The organism is Pseudomonas sp. PDM20 (assembly GCF_014852575.3).
Lineage (GTDB): Bacteria > Pseudomonadota > Gammaproteobacteria > Pseudomonadales > Pseudomonadaceae > Pseudomonas.
Window position 1 is genome coordinate 4,261,630 of the sequence record NZ_CM181224.1, and the last position, 12,963, is coordinate 4,274,592.

13 protein-coding genes are annotated in these 12,963 nt (G+C 64.9%); 7 read left to right on the plus strand and 6 right to left on the minus strand.

Annotation, left to right across the window (positions count from 1 at the left end; translation table 11 throughout):
- Position 1: 1 nt before the first annotated feature.
- From IB261_RS19350 to msrB, 3 genes are all read right to left on the minus strand, one after another.
- Complete coding sequence (locus IB261_RS19350) at positions 2-472, minus strand: MarR family winged helix-turn-helix transcriptional regulator (protein ID WP_151187692.1); 471 nt, start codon at positions 470-472, stop codon at positions 2-4.
- Complete coding sequence (locus tag IB261_RS19355) at positions 472-954, minus strand: glutathione peroxidase (protein ID WP_081518625.1); 483 nt, start codon at positions 952-954, stop codon at positions 472-474. Before IB261_RS19355 ends, IB261_RS19350 begins: the two co-directional genes overlap by 1 nt.
- Before the next feature lie 161 nt (positions 955-1,115).
- The gene (gene msrB, locus IB261_RS19360; protein WP_081518626.1) at positions 1,116-1,511 is read right to left on the minus strand and encodes a peptide-methionine (R)-S-oxide reductase MsrB; all 396 of its coding nucleotides are present in this window, start codon (positions 1,509-1,511) and stop codon (positions 1,116-1,118) included.
- A 291-nt stretch (positions 1,512-1,802) separates the two neighbouring features.
- On the opposite strand from msrB, the gene IB261_RS19365 reads away from it, so the two are divergent.
- The 3 genes from IB261_RS19365 to htpX all read left to right on the plus strand — a co-directional run bounded on the left by IB261_RS19365 (position 1,803) and on the right by htpX (position 4,531).
- The gene (locus IB261_RS19365; RefSeq protein ID WP_081518627.1) at positions 1,803-3,014 is read left to right on the plus strand and encodes a pyridoxal phosphate-dependent aminotransferase; all 1,212 of its coding nucleotides are present in this window, start codon (positions 1,803-1,805) and stop codon (positions 3,012-3,014) included.
- 28 nt (positions 3,015-3,042) lie between these two features.
- Positions 3,043-3,483 (plus strand): hypothetical protein, encoded by a 441-nt coding sequence (locus IB261_RS19370; protein WP_081518628.1) that lies wholly within the window; start codon positions 3,043-3,045, stop codon positions 3,481-3,483.
- A gap of 172 nt (positions 3,484-3,655) precedes the next feature.
- Positions 3,656-4,531 carry a protease HtpX gene (gene htpX / locus IB261_RS19375; protein ID WP_081518629.1) on the plus strand — a complete coding sequence of 292 codons (876 nt, stop codon included), beginning with the start codon at positions 3,656-3,658 and terminating at the stop codon, positions 4,529-4,531.
- Positions 4,532-4,585: 54 nt separating this feature from the next.
- On the opposite strand, the gene IB261_RS19380 is transcribed toward htpX, so the two are convergent.
- Positions 4,586-5,242: a thiopurine S-methyltransferase gene (locus IB261_RS19380; protein WP_081518630.1), complete on the minus strand. Its 657-nt coding sequence runs from the start codon at positions 5,240-5,242 to the stop codon at positions 4,586-4,588.
- A gap of 11 nt (positions 5,243-5,253) precedes the next feature.
- The gene (locus IB261_RS19385; protein ID WP_081518631.1) at positions 5,254-5,448 is read right to left on the minus strand and encodes a hypothetical protein; all 195 of its coding nucleotides are present in this window, start codon (positions 5,446-5,448) and stop codon (positions 5,254-5,256) included.
- Positions 5,449-5,701: 253 nt separating this feature from the next.
- Here IB261_RS19385 and IB261_RS19390 point away from each other — a divergent pair, with 253 nt between their 5' ends.
- Positions 5,702-6,472 (plus strand): DODA-type extradiol aromatic ring-opening family dioxygenase, encoded by a 771-nt coding sequence (locus IB261_RS19390; protein ID WP_192381342.1) that lies wholly within the window; start codon positions 5,702-5,704, stop codon positions 6,470-6,472.
- Between the two features lie 91 nt (positions 6,473-6,563).
- Here IB261_RS19390 and IB261_RS19395 read toward each other — a convergent pair whose 3' ends face one another.
- The gene (locus tag IB261_RS19395; protein ID WP_081518633.1) at positions 6,564-8,261 is read right to left on the minus strand and encodes a DEAD/DEAH box helicase; all 1,698 of its coding nucleotides are present in this window, start codon (positions 8,259-8,261) and stop codon (positions 6,564-6,566) included.
- Between the two features lie 337 nt (positions 8,262-8,598).
- On the opposite strand from IB261_RS19395, the gene IB261_RS19400 reads away from it, so the two are divergent.
- From IB261_RS19400 to IB261_RS19410, 3 genes are all read left to right on the plus strand, one after another.
- Positions 8,599-9,390 (plus strand): crotonase/enoyl-CoA hydratase family protein, encoded by a 792-nt coding sequence (locus IB261_RS19400; protein WP_081518634.1) that lies wholly within the window; start codon positions 8,599-8,601, stop codon positions 9,388-9,390.
- A 259-nt stretch (positions 9,391-9,649) separates the two neighbouring features.
- The gene (locus IB261_RS19405) at positions 9,650-11,206 is read left to right on the plus strand and encodes a collagen-like triple helix repeat-containing protein (protein ID WP_192381341.1); all 1,557 of its coding nucleotides are present in this window, start codon (positions 9,650-9,652) and stop codon (positions 11,204-11,206) included.
- Positions 11,207-11,290: 84 nt separating this feature from the next.
- A complete protein-coding gene (locus IB261_RS19410) occupies positions 11,291-12,958 on the plus strand; it encodes a ShlB/FhaC/HecB family hemolysin secretion/activation protein (protein WP_192381340.1) in 1,668 nt (555 codons plus the stop codon).
- The last annotated feature ends 5 nt before the right edge of the window (positions 12,959-12,963 follow it).

The window sequence follows — 12,963 nt, forward strand, 5'->3', positions numbered from 1 at the left end:
GTCAGGCGTCCAGCTTCGACAACTGCAGCAGCAGGCTGTCCAGCTGCTCGCGCAGGCCGTCGGTGACGCTCAGGTCGATGCCGCTGCGGCAGAGCAACTCCTCTCGCAGCGGCAGCACCTTCTCGCGTAATGCCACCCCTTCTGCCGTCAGCCCCAGGTGCACTTCGCGCTCGTCATGCTGCGCACGGCGGCGCAGCACCAGGCCCAACTGCTCGAGGCGCTTCAGCAGCGGCGTGAGGGTGCCGGAGTCGAGCGTCAGGCGCTCGCCGAGCGCCTTTACCGACGGCTGCTGCGGGGGTTCGGCCTGCCACTCCCAGAGCACCAGCATGGCCAGGTACTGCGGATAGGTCAGGCCGAGCGCCTCGAGCATCGGCCGGTAGCCACGGATCACCGCGCGGGACACGGCGTACAGTCGGAAGCACAGCTGGTTGTCCAGCTGCAGTTCGGCCGGCAGGGATACAGCGTCTTTCATCACAGCAGCGCTTCGATCTCGGCGGACAGTTGCTCGGGCTTGGTGGTCGGGGCGAAACGCTTGACCAACTGGCCGTCCTGGCCGATCAGGAACTTGGTGAAGTTCCACTTGATGCCCTGGCTACCCAGCAGGCCGGGAGCGCGCTTCTTCAGTTGTACATAGAGCGGGTGGGCCTCGGCGCCGTTGACGTCGATCTTCTTGAACAGCGGGAAGCTCACGCCGAAGTTCAGCTCGCAGAACTGGGTGATCTCCCCTTCGTTGCCCGGCTCCTGCTTGCCGAACTGGTTGCAGGGGAAGCCGAGCACTACCAGGCCCTTGTCCTTGTACTGCTTCCAGAGCTTTTCCAGCCCCTTGTACTGCGGGGTGAAGCCGCACTGGCTGGCGGTGTTCACCACCAGCAGGGCCTTGCCGCCGAAGTCGGCGAGGGTCTTCTGTTCGCCCTTGATGGTGGTCACGGGAATGTTCAGCAATGCATCGCTCATCGGGCCTGGCTCCGGGGGAAAGTGGGAACCCCAAGAATAGTGTTCAATTAAATTGCGCGCAATTCAATTGATCACGAATCACCCAATGAAATAGCGAGGAATCATGCTTCCTACAGGCGAACGCCCAAAAGAAAAGGCCCGCTCGGTGGCGGGCCTTGGGGTCATTCCTTGGGCACCAGCTTCAAGGATGCCGAGTTGATGCAGTAGCGCAGCCCGGTCGGCCGCGGTCCATCAGGGAAGACATGGCCCAGGTGCGCATCGCACTTGCCGCAGCGCACTTCGATGCGGTGCATGCCGTGGCTGAAGTCTTCCAGTTCCTTGACCACCTCGCCGTTCACCGGCTGGAAGTAGCTCGGCCAGCCGCTGCCCGAATCATATTTGGCGTCGGAGTCGAACAGCGCGGTGCCGCAGCACACGCAGTGGTAGATACCGGGCGTCTTGGTGTCGTGGTACTCACCGGTGAAGGCGCGTTCGGTGCCGCCCAGGCGGCAGACATGGAACTGCTCGTCGGTGAGTTCGTCACGCCAGGAATCCAGGGGCTTTTCCAGCTTTTCCATCGATCTGCCTCCATTAATGGAAAAAATGCCCGATGCCTCCTTTTCCGGGAATCGGGCCGCACGTATGATGCGCGTGGTTAACGTCAGGTTCAGAATCTGCCGCACAGAGACATTCTCGCGATATAAAAGCCTTAAAAACTCTAATTTTTCGAGAATTCCACTGTTTTCCTATCGATTTTCAGGGTCGATACCAGGGAAAAGCACTTCCGAACCGATCATTTGACGCCAGTCTGTCACCCGCGTTACAGCCTGCCAAGTCGCCGGCCGCGGACTATTTCGGAATCCCAGATCATGCAGGTCACCAAATCGAACAAGCTCGCCAACGTCTGCTACGACATTCGCGGGCCCGTGCTCAAGCACGCCAAACGCCTGGAAGAGGAAGGCCACCGCATCCTCAAGCTGAACATCGGCAACCCGGCGCCGTTCGGTTTCGAGGCGCCGGACGAAATCCTCCAGGACGTCATCCGCAACCTGCCCACCGCCCAGGGCTACAGCGACTCCAAGGGCCTGTTCAGCGCGCGCAAGGCGGTGATGCAGTACTACCAGCAGAAGCAGGTGGAAGGCGTCGGCATCGAGGACATCTACCTGGGCAACGGTGTGTCCGAGCTGATCGTCATGGCCCTGCAGGCGCTGCTCAACAACGGTGACGAGGTGCTGATCCCGGCGCCCGACTACCCGCTGTGGACCGCCTCCGTCGCCCTCTCCGGCGGCAAGCCGGTGCACTACCTGTGCGACGAGCAGGCCGGCTGGTTCCCCGACGTCGCCGACATGAAGGCGAAGATCACCAGCAACACCAAGGCCCTGGTGCTGATCAACCCGAACAACCCCACCGGCGCGGTCTACTCCAGGGAAGTGCTGCTGGACATCGTCGAACTGGCGCGCCAGCACAACCTGGTGATCTTCTCCGACGAGATCTACGACAAGATCCTCTACGACGAGGCCCAGCACATCTCCACCGCCTCCCTGGCACCGGACGTGCTCTGCCTGACCTTCAACGGCCTGTCCAAGTCCTACCGCGTGGCCGGCTTCCGCTCCGGCTGGATCGCCATTTCCGGCCCGAAACACAAGGCGCAGAGCTACATCGAAGGCCTGGATATCCTGGCCAACATGCGCCTGTGCGCCAACGTGCCGAGCCAGCACGCCATCCAGACCGCCCTGGGCGGCTACCAGAGCATCAACGACCTGGTGCTGCCGGGTGGGCGCCTGCTGGAACAGCGCAACCGCGCCTGGGAACTGCTCAACGACATTCCCGGCGTCAGCTGCGTGAAGCCCATGGGCGCGCTCTATGCCTTCCCGCGCATCGACCCGAAGGTCTGCCCGATCCACAACGACGAGAAATTCGTCCTCGACCTGCTGCTTTCCGAGAAGTTGCTCATCGTTCAAGGCACCGCTTTCAACTGGCCCTGGCCGGATCACTTCAGGGTGGTTACCCTGCCGCGTGTCGATGACCTGGAACAGGCCATCGGACGCATCGGCAACTTCCTGAAAACCTATCGCCAATAACTCATCGCCAGTGAAGCCCAGCGCATAAATGGACCTGCAGATCGACGACTTCTACAAGGATGCCGCTTCCGGCCTGCTGACCCTCTACCAGGCCTTCCCGCGCAAGATCGCCCTCTATGTCGAGGACCTGATCGGCCGGGAAGAGCCCGACGAGTTCGGCCTGCCCAGCACCCGCCACCAGAGTTGCCTGGGTGCGCTGCTGTGGCTGGCCGATGAAGGCTATCTGCGCTTCGAAGCCACCATTCGTTACGAGGCTCTAGACCAGGCAGTGCTCAGCGAAAAGGCCTTCATGCGCCTGACCCGCATCGTCCCCCACGCCGTGCGCGACGGCGAGGAACTGCCGCCCAGCGTGCGCCGCGACCAGGCCACGCTAGCCAACCAGTTGCGCGAAGCACTGGCCGCCCGGCACGGAGAACGCATCGCGCGGCTGACCCGACTACTCTTCGAGAGCGACCCGGGGCGCCCGTAATACGGGCAGGCGACACAAGTTGAAATAGTCCCCGAGTTGAATCGCCTGGGGGCCAACCGTATATACCCCGCATACTATTCAGCGATCCCGTGCCTGCCTGTGCCCGGCGATCCGGAAAGCCGCGCCCCACTGCGGTTTTCGCCAATGTCACCGTGAGGAGAAGCTTTACGCCATGATGCGCATCCTGTTGTTCCTGGCCACCAACCTGGCTGTTCTGGTGATCGCCAGCATCACCCTGAAACTGCTCGGCGTGGACCGTTTCACCGGCCAGAATTACGGTAGCCTTCTGATTTTCTGCGCCGTCTTCGGCTTCGCCGGCTCCCTGGTTTCGCTGTTCATCTCCAAGTGGATGGCGAAGATGAGCACCGGCACCGAGATCATCAGCCAGCCGCGCACCCGCCACGAACAGTGGCTGCTGCAGACCGTGGAAGAACTGTCCCGCGAGGCCGGCATCAAGATGCCGGAAGTCGGCATCTTCCCCGCCTACGAGGCCAACGCCTTCGCCACCGGCTGGAACCGTAACGACGCACTGGTCGCGGTCAGCCAGGGCCTGCTCGAGCGCTTCTCCCCCGAAGAAGTGAAAGCCGTGCTGGCCCACGAGATCGGCCACGTGGCCAACGGCGACATGGTCACCCTGGCGTTGATCCAGGGTGTGGTGAACACCTTCGTGATGTTCTTCGCACGCATCTTCGGCAACTTCGTCGACAAGGCGATCCTGAAGAACGAAGACGGCCCGGGCATCGGCTACTTCGTCGCGACCATCTTCGCCGAGCTGGTCCTGGGCATCCTCGCCAGCATCATCGTCATGTGGTTCTCGCGCAAACGCGAATACCGCGCGGACGAGGCCGGCGCCCGCCTGGCCAGCACCGGCGCGATGATCGCCGCCCTGCAACGCCTGCGCGCCGAACAGGGTGTGCCGGTGCAGATGCCCGACACGCTGCAGGCCTTCGGCATCAACGGCAACCTCAAGCACGGCCTCGCCGGCCTGTTCATGAGCCACCCGCCGCTGGAAGACCGCATCGAAGCCCTGCGCGCCGCTGGCCGCTGAGTTTCGGAGCGATAAAAAAGGCGACCCTAGGGTCGCCTTTTTCATGTCGTCGATTCAGCCACGACGCAGCGCGAACACCACTTCGTCCAGGTGGCTGACGCCGCGCTTGAGGAACTTCGGGTTTTCCGCCAGCACGTCCAGGCGTTCCACCTCCTCCACTTCCCAGCCCTCAACGAAGAGCCCGCGCACTTCATCTGCCAGCACGGCGAACGGCGGGCCGTCCATCTCGGTCTGGGGGTACTCCAGGCTGACCACCAGCCCGCGCGCCTGTTGCGGCAGGATGCGCTGCAGGTGCGCCGCATAATCGGCACGCAGATCCGGCGGCAGAGCGATCAACGCCGCGCGGTCGTAAAGGGCGCTGCAGCCGGCCACCTGCTCGGCCGTGACGTCGAAGAAGTCACCCTGGAGAATCTCCAGGCGCTCGTAGCTGTAACGGCGTAGCGCGCCTTCCCCGGTGATCTGCGGCGTGACGCCCAACTCGGCGAAGAAGTCGACGGCAGCCCGCTCAGCCAACTCGACACCCAGCACGCGGTAACCCCATTGCGCCAGCCAGAGCATGTCCAGGCTCTTGCCACACAGCGGCACCAGTACCTGCGACTCCTCGGGCAACTCCAGGTTCGGCCAGTGCCGTTGCAGACCGGGGTTCACCGATTGCTGGTGGAAGCCGATTTCATTGCGCGCCCAGCGCGACTGCCAGAATTCATGCTGCATAGGTCACCTGTTCAAACACTGCGCATCGAGCGCGGCAGCAGCCAGCGCCACCAGGCGCCGCGCCGCTCGCGCTGTCTCTCCCCGGCTTCGAGGATCTTCAGCCGCACCTGGCCACCACGGACCCGCTGCACACATATCTCAGTGCCGTCCTCCAGGCGGAGGCAGTCGCCGATCTCGAGCTCCAGGACTTGCTCAACTTGCTGCATAGCCGAATTCGCCATTCGCTTCGGAAATTTCCGCAAACTCTAACGCATCGTCCGACTGACATCCTGCCAAAGCGCTCTGTGGCGATTCCCCCCCTGACTCTGCAACCGAGTTGGCACTTCCACAGCGATGCATTTCAAGGGAATGAGCACGAGCAGAACAATCGGACATACCGATCATTACTGTCAAAAACCTATACTGGATTTCGATCTTTACCCGCGTGAACATAGAGCCATTCAAGTAGCGAGGTTCGCCATGCTCCCTGCCCTGTTCATCTCCCACGGCTCCCCCATGCTGGCCCTGGACCCCGGCGCCAGCGATGCGCCCCTGAAGCGCCTGGCCCGCGAGCTGCCACGCCCGAAAGCCATCCTGGTGGTCTCCGCCCACTGGGAAACCCCCGACCTGCGCGTGACCGCATCCGCCAGGCCGGACACCTGGCACGACTTCTACGGCTTCCCGCCCGAGCTCTATGCCGTGCAGTACCCGGCCGCCGGCTCGCCGGAGTTGGCCCAGCGCGTCGTCGAGTTGCTGGCCGAGGACGGCCTGCCGGCCACCCTCGATGCCGAGCGCCCGCTGGACCACGGCACCTGGGTGCCGCTGAGCCTGATGTACCCGGCCGCCGATATCCCCGTCGTCCAGCTTTCCCTGCCCAGCCGTCTCGGCGCAACCATGCAGCACCGCATCGGCGCAGCCCTGCGTGCGCTGCGCGAGGAAGGCATCCTGCTGATCGGTTCGGGCAGCATCACCCACAATCTGGGAGAACTGTACTGGCACGCCGGACCGGAAGTCATCACGCCCTGGGCCAAGGTCTTCCGCGACTGGATGGTGCAGCACCTGGAAGCCGATGACGAAGCCGCCCTGTTCGACTACCGCCAGCAGGCGCCGCACGCAGCGCGCAACCACCCGCGCGACGAGCACCTGTTGCCGCTGTACTTCGCCCGTGGCGCCGGCGGCTCGGCGATGACGGTGGAGCACGCCGGCTTCACCCTCGGCGCGCTGGGAATGGATATCTATCGCTTCGGCTGAAGCAGCCACCCCTGCCGGGAAAGCCATCCAGGACCGGAAACGAAAAAGCCCCGCCAATGGCGGGGCTTTTTCATGCGCGGGGACTGACGAATCAGTCTTCGCGATAACGACGCAGACGCAGGGCCTTGCCAGCGACGCGGGTGTCCTTGAGCTTGGTCAGCAGACGGTCGAGGTTCTCTTCCGGCAGCTCGATCAGGCTGAAGGTCTCGCGGATCTGGATGCGGCCGATGGCCTCGCGGGACAGGCCGCCCTCGTTGAGGATGGCGCCCAGCAGGTTCTTCGCCTGCACGCCGTCACGGGCGCCCAGGGCAGTACGGCAACGGGCCTTGCCTTCCGACGGCGGAGCCATGGTGCGGGGTGCGCCACTGCGCTCCGGACGGTCGCCGCGCTCGGGGCGATCGCCACGCTCGCTGCGCTCGTAACGGTCGCTGCGCTCACGCGGGGCGGCCGGGGTCAGAGGCTGTTCGCGGCGGACCGATTCCAGGTCCAGCGCCTTGCCTTCGGTCAGCTTGGCCAGCAGTACGGCGGCCAGGGTGTCCATGTCGGTACCCAGGCGACGGCACAGCTCGTCACGCACGGCGCCACGGCTGGCAACGGCGTTGGCCAGCAACGGTTGCAGGCCGGTGGCCAGGCGGTTCAGACGGGCTTCGAGGACGGTTTCGGCGTCCGGCAGGCGAACTTCGCCAACCTTCTGCCCGGTCACGCGCTCGATCACCTGCAGCATGCGGCGCTCACGCGGAGTCACCAGCAGCAGGGCGCGGCCTTCACGACCGGCGCGGCCGGTACGGCCGATACGGTGTACGTAGGATTCCGGATCGTAGGGCATGTCCACGTTCAGTACGTGGGTGATGCGCGCCACGTCGAGGCCGCGGGCGGCGACGTCGGTGGCGATGACGATGTCCAGCGAGCCATCCTTCAGGGACTCGATCACGCGCTCACGCTGGGCCTGCGGCATGTCGCCGTTCAGCGCGGCGGCACGGTAACCCTGGCGCTCGAGCAGCTCGGCGATGTCCAGGGTGGCCTGCTTGGTGCGGACGAAACCGATCAGCGCGTCGAACTGCTCGACTTCCAGCAGACGCAGGATCGAGGCCGGCTTCTGGTCGGCGTGAACCATCAGGTGCGCCTGCTCGATGCGGGCGACAGTCTGAGTCTTGGCAGCGATGCGGACGTGCTTGGGTTCTTTCAGGTGGCGTTCGGCGATGCTGCGGATCGAGGCCGGCAGGGTCGCGGAGAACAGCACGCTCTGGCGGCTGGACGGCATGGCTTCGAAGATCACTTCGAGGTCGTCCATGAAGCCGAGCTTGAGCATCTCGTCCGCTTCGTCGAGCACCAGGCTCTTGACGGTGGACAGCAGGTTTTCGTCGCGACGCAGGTGGTCGCACAGACGGCCCGGAGTGGCGACCACGACCTGGGCGCCCTGGCGCAGGGCCTTCAGCTGCGGGCCCATGGGCGCGCCGCCGTAGACGGCAATCACGCCGACGCCCGGCATCTGCTTGGAATAGGTTTCGAAAGCGGTAGCAACCTGCAGGGCCAGCTCGCGGGTCGGAACCAGTACCAGCACCTGCGGAACGCGACGGCTCGGCTCGATCTGCGACAGCATCGGCAGCGCAAAGGCAGCGGTCTTGCCGGTACCGGTCTGGGCCTGGCCGATCATGTCGTGGCCTTCGAGGATCACCGGGATCGACTGGGCCTGGATCGGCGACGGCTCTTCATAACCGACAGCGGCAATGGCAGCGAGAACATTGGGGTGAAGACCGAGCGCGGCGAAGCCGGCGGTTTCCTGGGTCATGGGTTTTGCCTCTAAGTACATCCGCAAAGACCCAATAGCCGAGCTGCGCATGCCCTGTACGACAGTGAAGTCACCCAGGCAGCTGGAAGCGGGGATTTGCGAAATGAAGATTGGAAGAATGCGTCAAGGAAGTCCGCACTGCGGACACATAGCCCGAGTGTGAAACTGCGGGAGAATGCGGGATCCGAAACGAGGCCAGCGTTTGGCCGGCGCGTATCATACCGGAAAAACCTGACCAATGTGTTTCTTTTCGGAACATGCCCGGCGAACGGTCATTCCGTGGACAACCCCGTCCCTGCCGGCTATACCGTGCAAGCCACCCGACCGGAGCCCGCCAATGACCGCCAGCAGCGAACCGCGCATCACCGTCGAACGTCATGACCACGTCCTGCTCCTCGGCCTGAACCGGGTCGACAAGCGTAACGCCTTCGACCTGGAGATGCTCACCCAGTTGGTGCTGGCCTTCGGCGAATACGAGCGCGACGACGAGCTGCGCTGCGCCCTGGTGTTTGCCCACGGTGATCACTTCACCGCCGGCCTGGACCTGGCCAACATCGGCGAGACCTTCCGCACCGGCTGGACCATGCCCGAAGGCTCCGCCGATCCATGGGGCACCTTCGGCGGCCGGCGCCTGACCAAGCCGCTGCTGGTGGCCGCGCAGGGCTACTGCTTCACCCTGGGCATCGAACTGATGCTCGCCGCCGACATCAACCTGTGCGCCAGCAATGCGCGCTTCGCCCAGCTCGAAGTGCAGCGCGGCATCTTCCCCTTCGGCGGCGCCACCCTGCGCATGCACCAGGTGGCCGGCTGGGGCAATGCGATGCGCTGGCTGCTCACCGGTGATCCCTTCGATGCCCACGAGGCGTATCGCATCGGCCTGGTGCAGGAAGTCACCGCGCCGGAAGAACTGATGCCGCGTGCGCTCTGGCTCGCCCAGCGGGTTGCCGCCCAGGCGCCGCTGGGCATTCGCGCCACCCTGGCTTCCGCGCGCCGCAGCCTCGATGAAGGTGAGGAAGCGGCGGCGCGACTGTTGCCGGCGATGGCCAGCGAACTGCTGTCAACCGAGGATGCGCAGGAAGGTTTGAACGCCATGCTCGAGCGCCGCGAAGGCCGCTTCCAGGGCAAATGAACGCACAGGGAAAACGCCAAACGGAACCATCGTGCGAAAAGCGCTATATCCAAGGTATTAAAAACGCCTGGCAAGTCGCCATAATCCTTTAGTTTTTCCTTTAAATTCAAAGACCTGCCAAACACAAAACGGCTATATACAAGTTCCAATTTCGCGCCTGAAAACAAACCTCTAGAACTGACTCCAGAGCAGCGCAGCGACTCGCCGGGATACCGAACCGGGCAGCCAGCTGACTGACGTTCTCATGGAGGAATTCGCTATGTCAGGTCCGATTCGTGTTTTCGCACTTTCCCTTCTCGTCGTTGCCCTCTCGCTGCAAGGCTGCAGCAGCCACGGCGGCAGCAGTCACCACCGCGCTTCCGATAGCAGCAGCACCGACGATGGCTCCGGCTCCGGCGGCGATGGCAGCGGCGGTACTGGCGGTACCGGTGGGACTGATGGAACCGGCGGCACCGGCGGGACCGATGGAACTGGCGGTACCGGCGGGACGGGCGGCACCGACGGAACCGGTGGCACCGGCGGAACAGGCGGAACCGGAGGCACTGGCGGTACCGGAGGAACGGGCGGCGGCGACGGCACAGGCGGCGGCACCACCACTCCGCCAGCCAGTACCACCGGCAATATCCTGACCAATACCGGCGAAGCGGTTTCCAATGTCGGCGACACCGTGAGCACCGTCGGCGCCGTGGTGAAGACAGTCGACCTGCCGGTGCTGGGCAATGGCGTCACGCAGAATGCCGGCACCCTGGTCCAGGAAGTCGGCGCCGGTGTGGACAGCGTCGGCACCGGCGTCACCAACGGTCTCGGCCAACTGGGCAACAACCCCAACGCCCTTGGCACCACCGTCGCCGGCGCCACCGGCCTGGTCAGCCACACCGGTGGCGCAGTCAGCAGCCTGGGCGACACCGTGGCGGCCATCGGTGATGCCCCGGTGCTGGCCAACACCCCGCTCAATGGCCTGACCGGCCAGGTCGGCGGCCTGGTGGACGGCGTCGGCGGGAAGATCACCATGCTCGGCGACTCTCTCAGCGGCGCAGTCACCACCGGCCCGCTGAGCCAACTGACCACCCAGCTCAGCGGCACCACCGCCGGACTGGTCGGCAAGGTCGAAGGAACCACTCGCGGCGTCGGCGCCGCCACCGGACTGGGAACGCCGGTGAACAACCTGTTGACCACCGTCGGCGGTGTTGTGACCCAGACAGGCAACCAGGTAGCCAGTGCGAATCCGGCGCTGGCACCGGTCGGCGGAATCGTCAGCGATGCGGGTCAGGCAGTCAGCGCGGCCGGCGGCTTGGTCAATGGCAGCAATCCGGGCGGTGGTCTGCTCGGCAACGTCACCGGCGCACTGGCTGGCGCCACCGGCGGCAGTAATCCGGTGGGCGGCGTGGTCAGCGGCGTGACCGGTGCAGTGGGCGGTATCACCGGTTCTCTGGGCGGTGCCACCGGCGGCAGCAACCCGGTAGGCGGCCTGGTCAGCGGTGTGACCGGCGCAGTAGGCGGCCTCACCGGTTCTCTGGGCGGCGCCACCGGCGGCAGCAACCCGGTAGGCGGCCTGGTCAACGGCGTGGCCGGCACCGTCGGCGGCGTGACCAGCAGTCTCACCGGCGGTGGCGGCCTGGTCGCCGGGGCAGGCGTGGGCATCGGCAGCAACACCCAGGGTTCGGGCGTGGCAGTCGGCGCAGGCGCCGGTACGACTGGCGGTACCAGCGGTCAGGGAGGCCTGCTGGGCAATACGCTGGGCGCCGTGGGTGGCGCGCTGGGTGGTGTGACCGGCGGACTGGGTGGTGGATTGGCGATCGGTACGCCCAAGCAATAATCCGAATTACACCCATACTGTGGTTACCAGGAGCCGCCCACGGCTCCTGGTCCTTTATCGAAGTCGGTCTCATGGAGGAGCCAGATGCGCAAACTTGCTGTCCTGCCCCTGTTGTTGGCTGCACCTTTCGCCTGGGCCGAGCGCCCGATCCAGCTTCCCGGCTCCGATATCGAACAGACCCTGCCCCGCCCCAACCTCCCTGGTGGCGACATCCGCCCCAAAGCCCCCAAGGTCACCGCGCCGGAACCTTCGGCCACCCAGCCCGCGCAGATCCTCCAGCAGCGCATCCGCATCAAGCGCATCGAGCTGGCCGGCGGCAAGCACTATCCCGTCACCACCTGGAAACCCCTGCTGGAGCCCCTGACCCAGCGCACCATCCAGGTCAGCGAACTGGTGGCGGCGGCCAAGGCCATCACCCAGCGCTATCAGGACGATGGCTACTTCATCTCCTTCGCCTACGTGCCCAACCAGGACTTCCGCAGCGGCGTCGCGCGCATCGTGCTGGTCGAGGGCCATATCAGCCAGGTCCGCGCCGCGGGCGACCTGGGCGTCCACCAGCAGCGCGTGGACCGCTGGATCGAGAAGCTCAAGGCGGAAAAACCCCTGACCCGCGAGAGCTTCGAGCGCTTCAGCGTGCTGATGAGCCGGGTGCCCGGCATGCAGATGGCCATGGCGCTCAACCCACCCACCACCAGCGACGGTGGCGCGGTACTGGAACTGGCTGGCAAGCAAAAGCGCTTCGATACCGGGATGAACCTCGACTCGCGGCGCGGCGAGCAACGCGGGCTGTTCAACGCCGAAGTGATGTCGATGCTTGGCTGGGGCGAGCAGTTGCAGTTCAGCTATCTCTACCCGCCGGGCGACGACCACGAGTACTACCGCGCCTGGAACTACAGTCAGCTGCTGGGCGACAACGGCGTGCAGCTGCTGGCCGGCTACAGCAAGTACAACTCGCGCCCCGGCGAGAACCTGCGCCTGGCCAGCGGCCTGGAGTTCGAACGCAAGCGGCAGAACGAGCGGGTCAGCGCCGGCCTGGGCATCCCGCTGATGCTGCGCCGCGACCTGACCTGGGACCTCAACCTGCGTGGCTACACAGTCAACGACACCAGCACCTACGACCTGGTCTACCCGGCCATCCCCTTCCGCATCGAACAGAAGAGCAAGCTGCGCGTGGTGGGTATCGAAACCGTCGTCCAGCAGTTCGCCGAGAAGCGTGTACGCGCCGGCAGCGTGGCGGTTTACCAGGGGCTGAACGGCATGGGCGCGGAAGCGCCGGAGCCGATCAAGAAGAACTTCACCCGCCTGCTCGGCTTTGGCGCGCAGCAGGACCAGTTCGGCTCCCACTGGCAGGGCGTGGTGAGTGCTGCCTTCCAGTGGAGCGACGACGTGCTGCCCGACTCCGAGCAGGTCACCTATGGCGGCGGCAACTTCGGCCGCGGCTATCCGGACGACCAGGCCAGCGGCGACAAGGGCTGGGGCGCCTCCTACGAGGTGAACTATTCCTTCCTGCGGCAGAGCGTGGTGCTCAACCAGATCCAGCCCTACTTCGTCGTCGACACCGCACGCACCCGCTACAACCAGGACGGCCTGAACGAAGGCAAGCTCGGCTCGGCAGCACTGGGCGTGCGTTTCTCCAACCGCAAGCACTACCTGGTGTCGATGGAAGTCGCCAAGCCGTTCGGCGACCGCGCACTGGACAACAACGAGCGCAGCCCACGGCTGAACTTCGCCTTCAGCTACCAGATCCCCTGAGGGAT

Bases quoted from the DNA above. Each gene is read 5' to 3' on its own strand.
- IB261_RS19350 (WP_151187692.1), bottom strand. From the start codon at position 472: ATGAAAGACGCTGTATCCCTGCCGGCCGAACTGCAGCTGGACAACCAG.
- IB261_RS19355 (WP_081518625.1), bottom strand. From the start codon at position 954: ATGAGCGATGCATTGCTGAACATTCCCGTGACCACCATCAAGGGCGAA.
- msrB (WP_081518626.1), bottom strand. From the start codon at position 1,511: ATGGAAAAGCTGGAAAAGCCCCTGGATTCCTGGCGTGACGAACTCACC.
- IB261_RS19365 (WP_081518627.1), top strand. From the start codon at position 1,803: ATGCAGGTCACCAAATCGAACAAGCTCGCCAACGTCTGCTACGACATT.
- IB261_RS19370 (WP_081518628.1), top strand. From the start codon at position 3,043: ATGGACCTGCAGATCGACGACTTCTACAAGGATGCCGCTTCCGGCCTG.
- htpX (WP_081518629.1), top strand. From the start codon at position 3,656: ATGATGCGCATCCTGTTGTTCCTGGCCACCAACCTGGCTGTTCTGGTG.
- IB261_RS19380 (WP_081518630.1), bottom strand. From the start codon at position 5,242: ATGCAGCATGAATTCTGGCAGTCGCGCTGGGCGCGCAATGAAATCGGC.
- IB261_RS19385 (WP_081518631.1), bottom strand. From the start codon at position 5,448: ATGCAGCAAGTTGAGCAAGTCCTGGAGCTCGAGATCGGCGACTGCCTC.
- IB261_RS19390 (WP_192381342.1), top strand. From the start codon at position 5,702: ATGCTCCCTGCCCTGTTCATCTCCCACGGCTCCCCCATGCTGGCCCTG.
- IB261_RS19395 (WP_081518633.1), bottom strand. From the start codon at position 8,261: ATGACCCAGGAAACCGCCGGCTTCGCCGCGCTCGGTCTTCACCCCAAT.
- IB261_RS19400 (WP_081518634.1), top strand. From the start codon at position 8,599: ATGACCGCCAGCAGCGAACCGCGCATCACCGTCGAACGTCATGACCAC.
- IB261_RS19405 (WP_192381341.1), top strand. From the start codon at position 9,650: ATGTCAGGTCCGATTCGTGTTTTCGCACTTTCCCTTCTCGTCGTTGCC.
- IB261_RS19410 (WP_192381340.1), top strand. From the start codon at position 11,291: ATGCGCAAACTTGCTGTCCTGCCCCTGTTGTTGGCTGCACCTTTCGCC.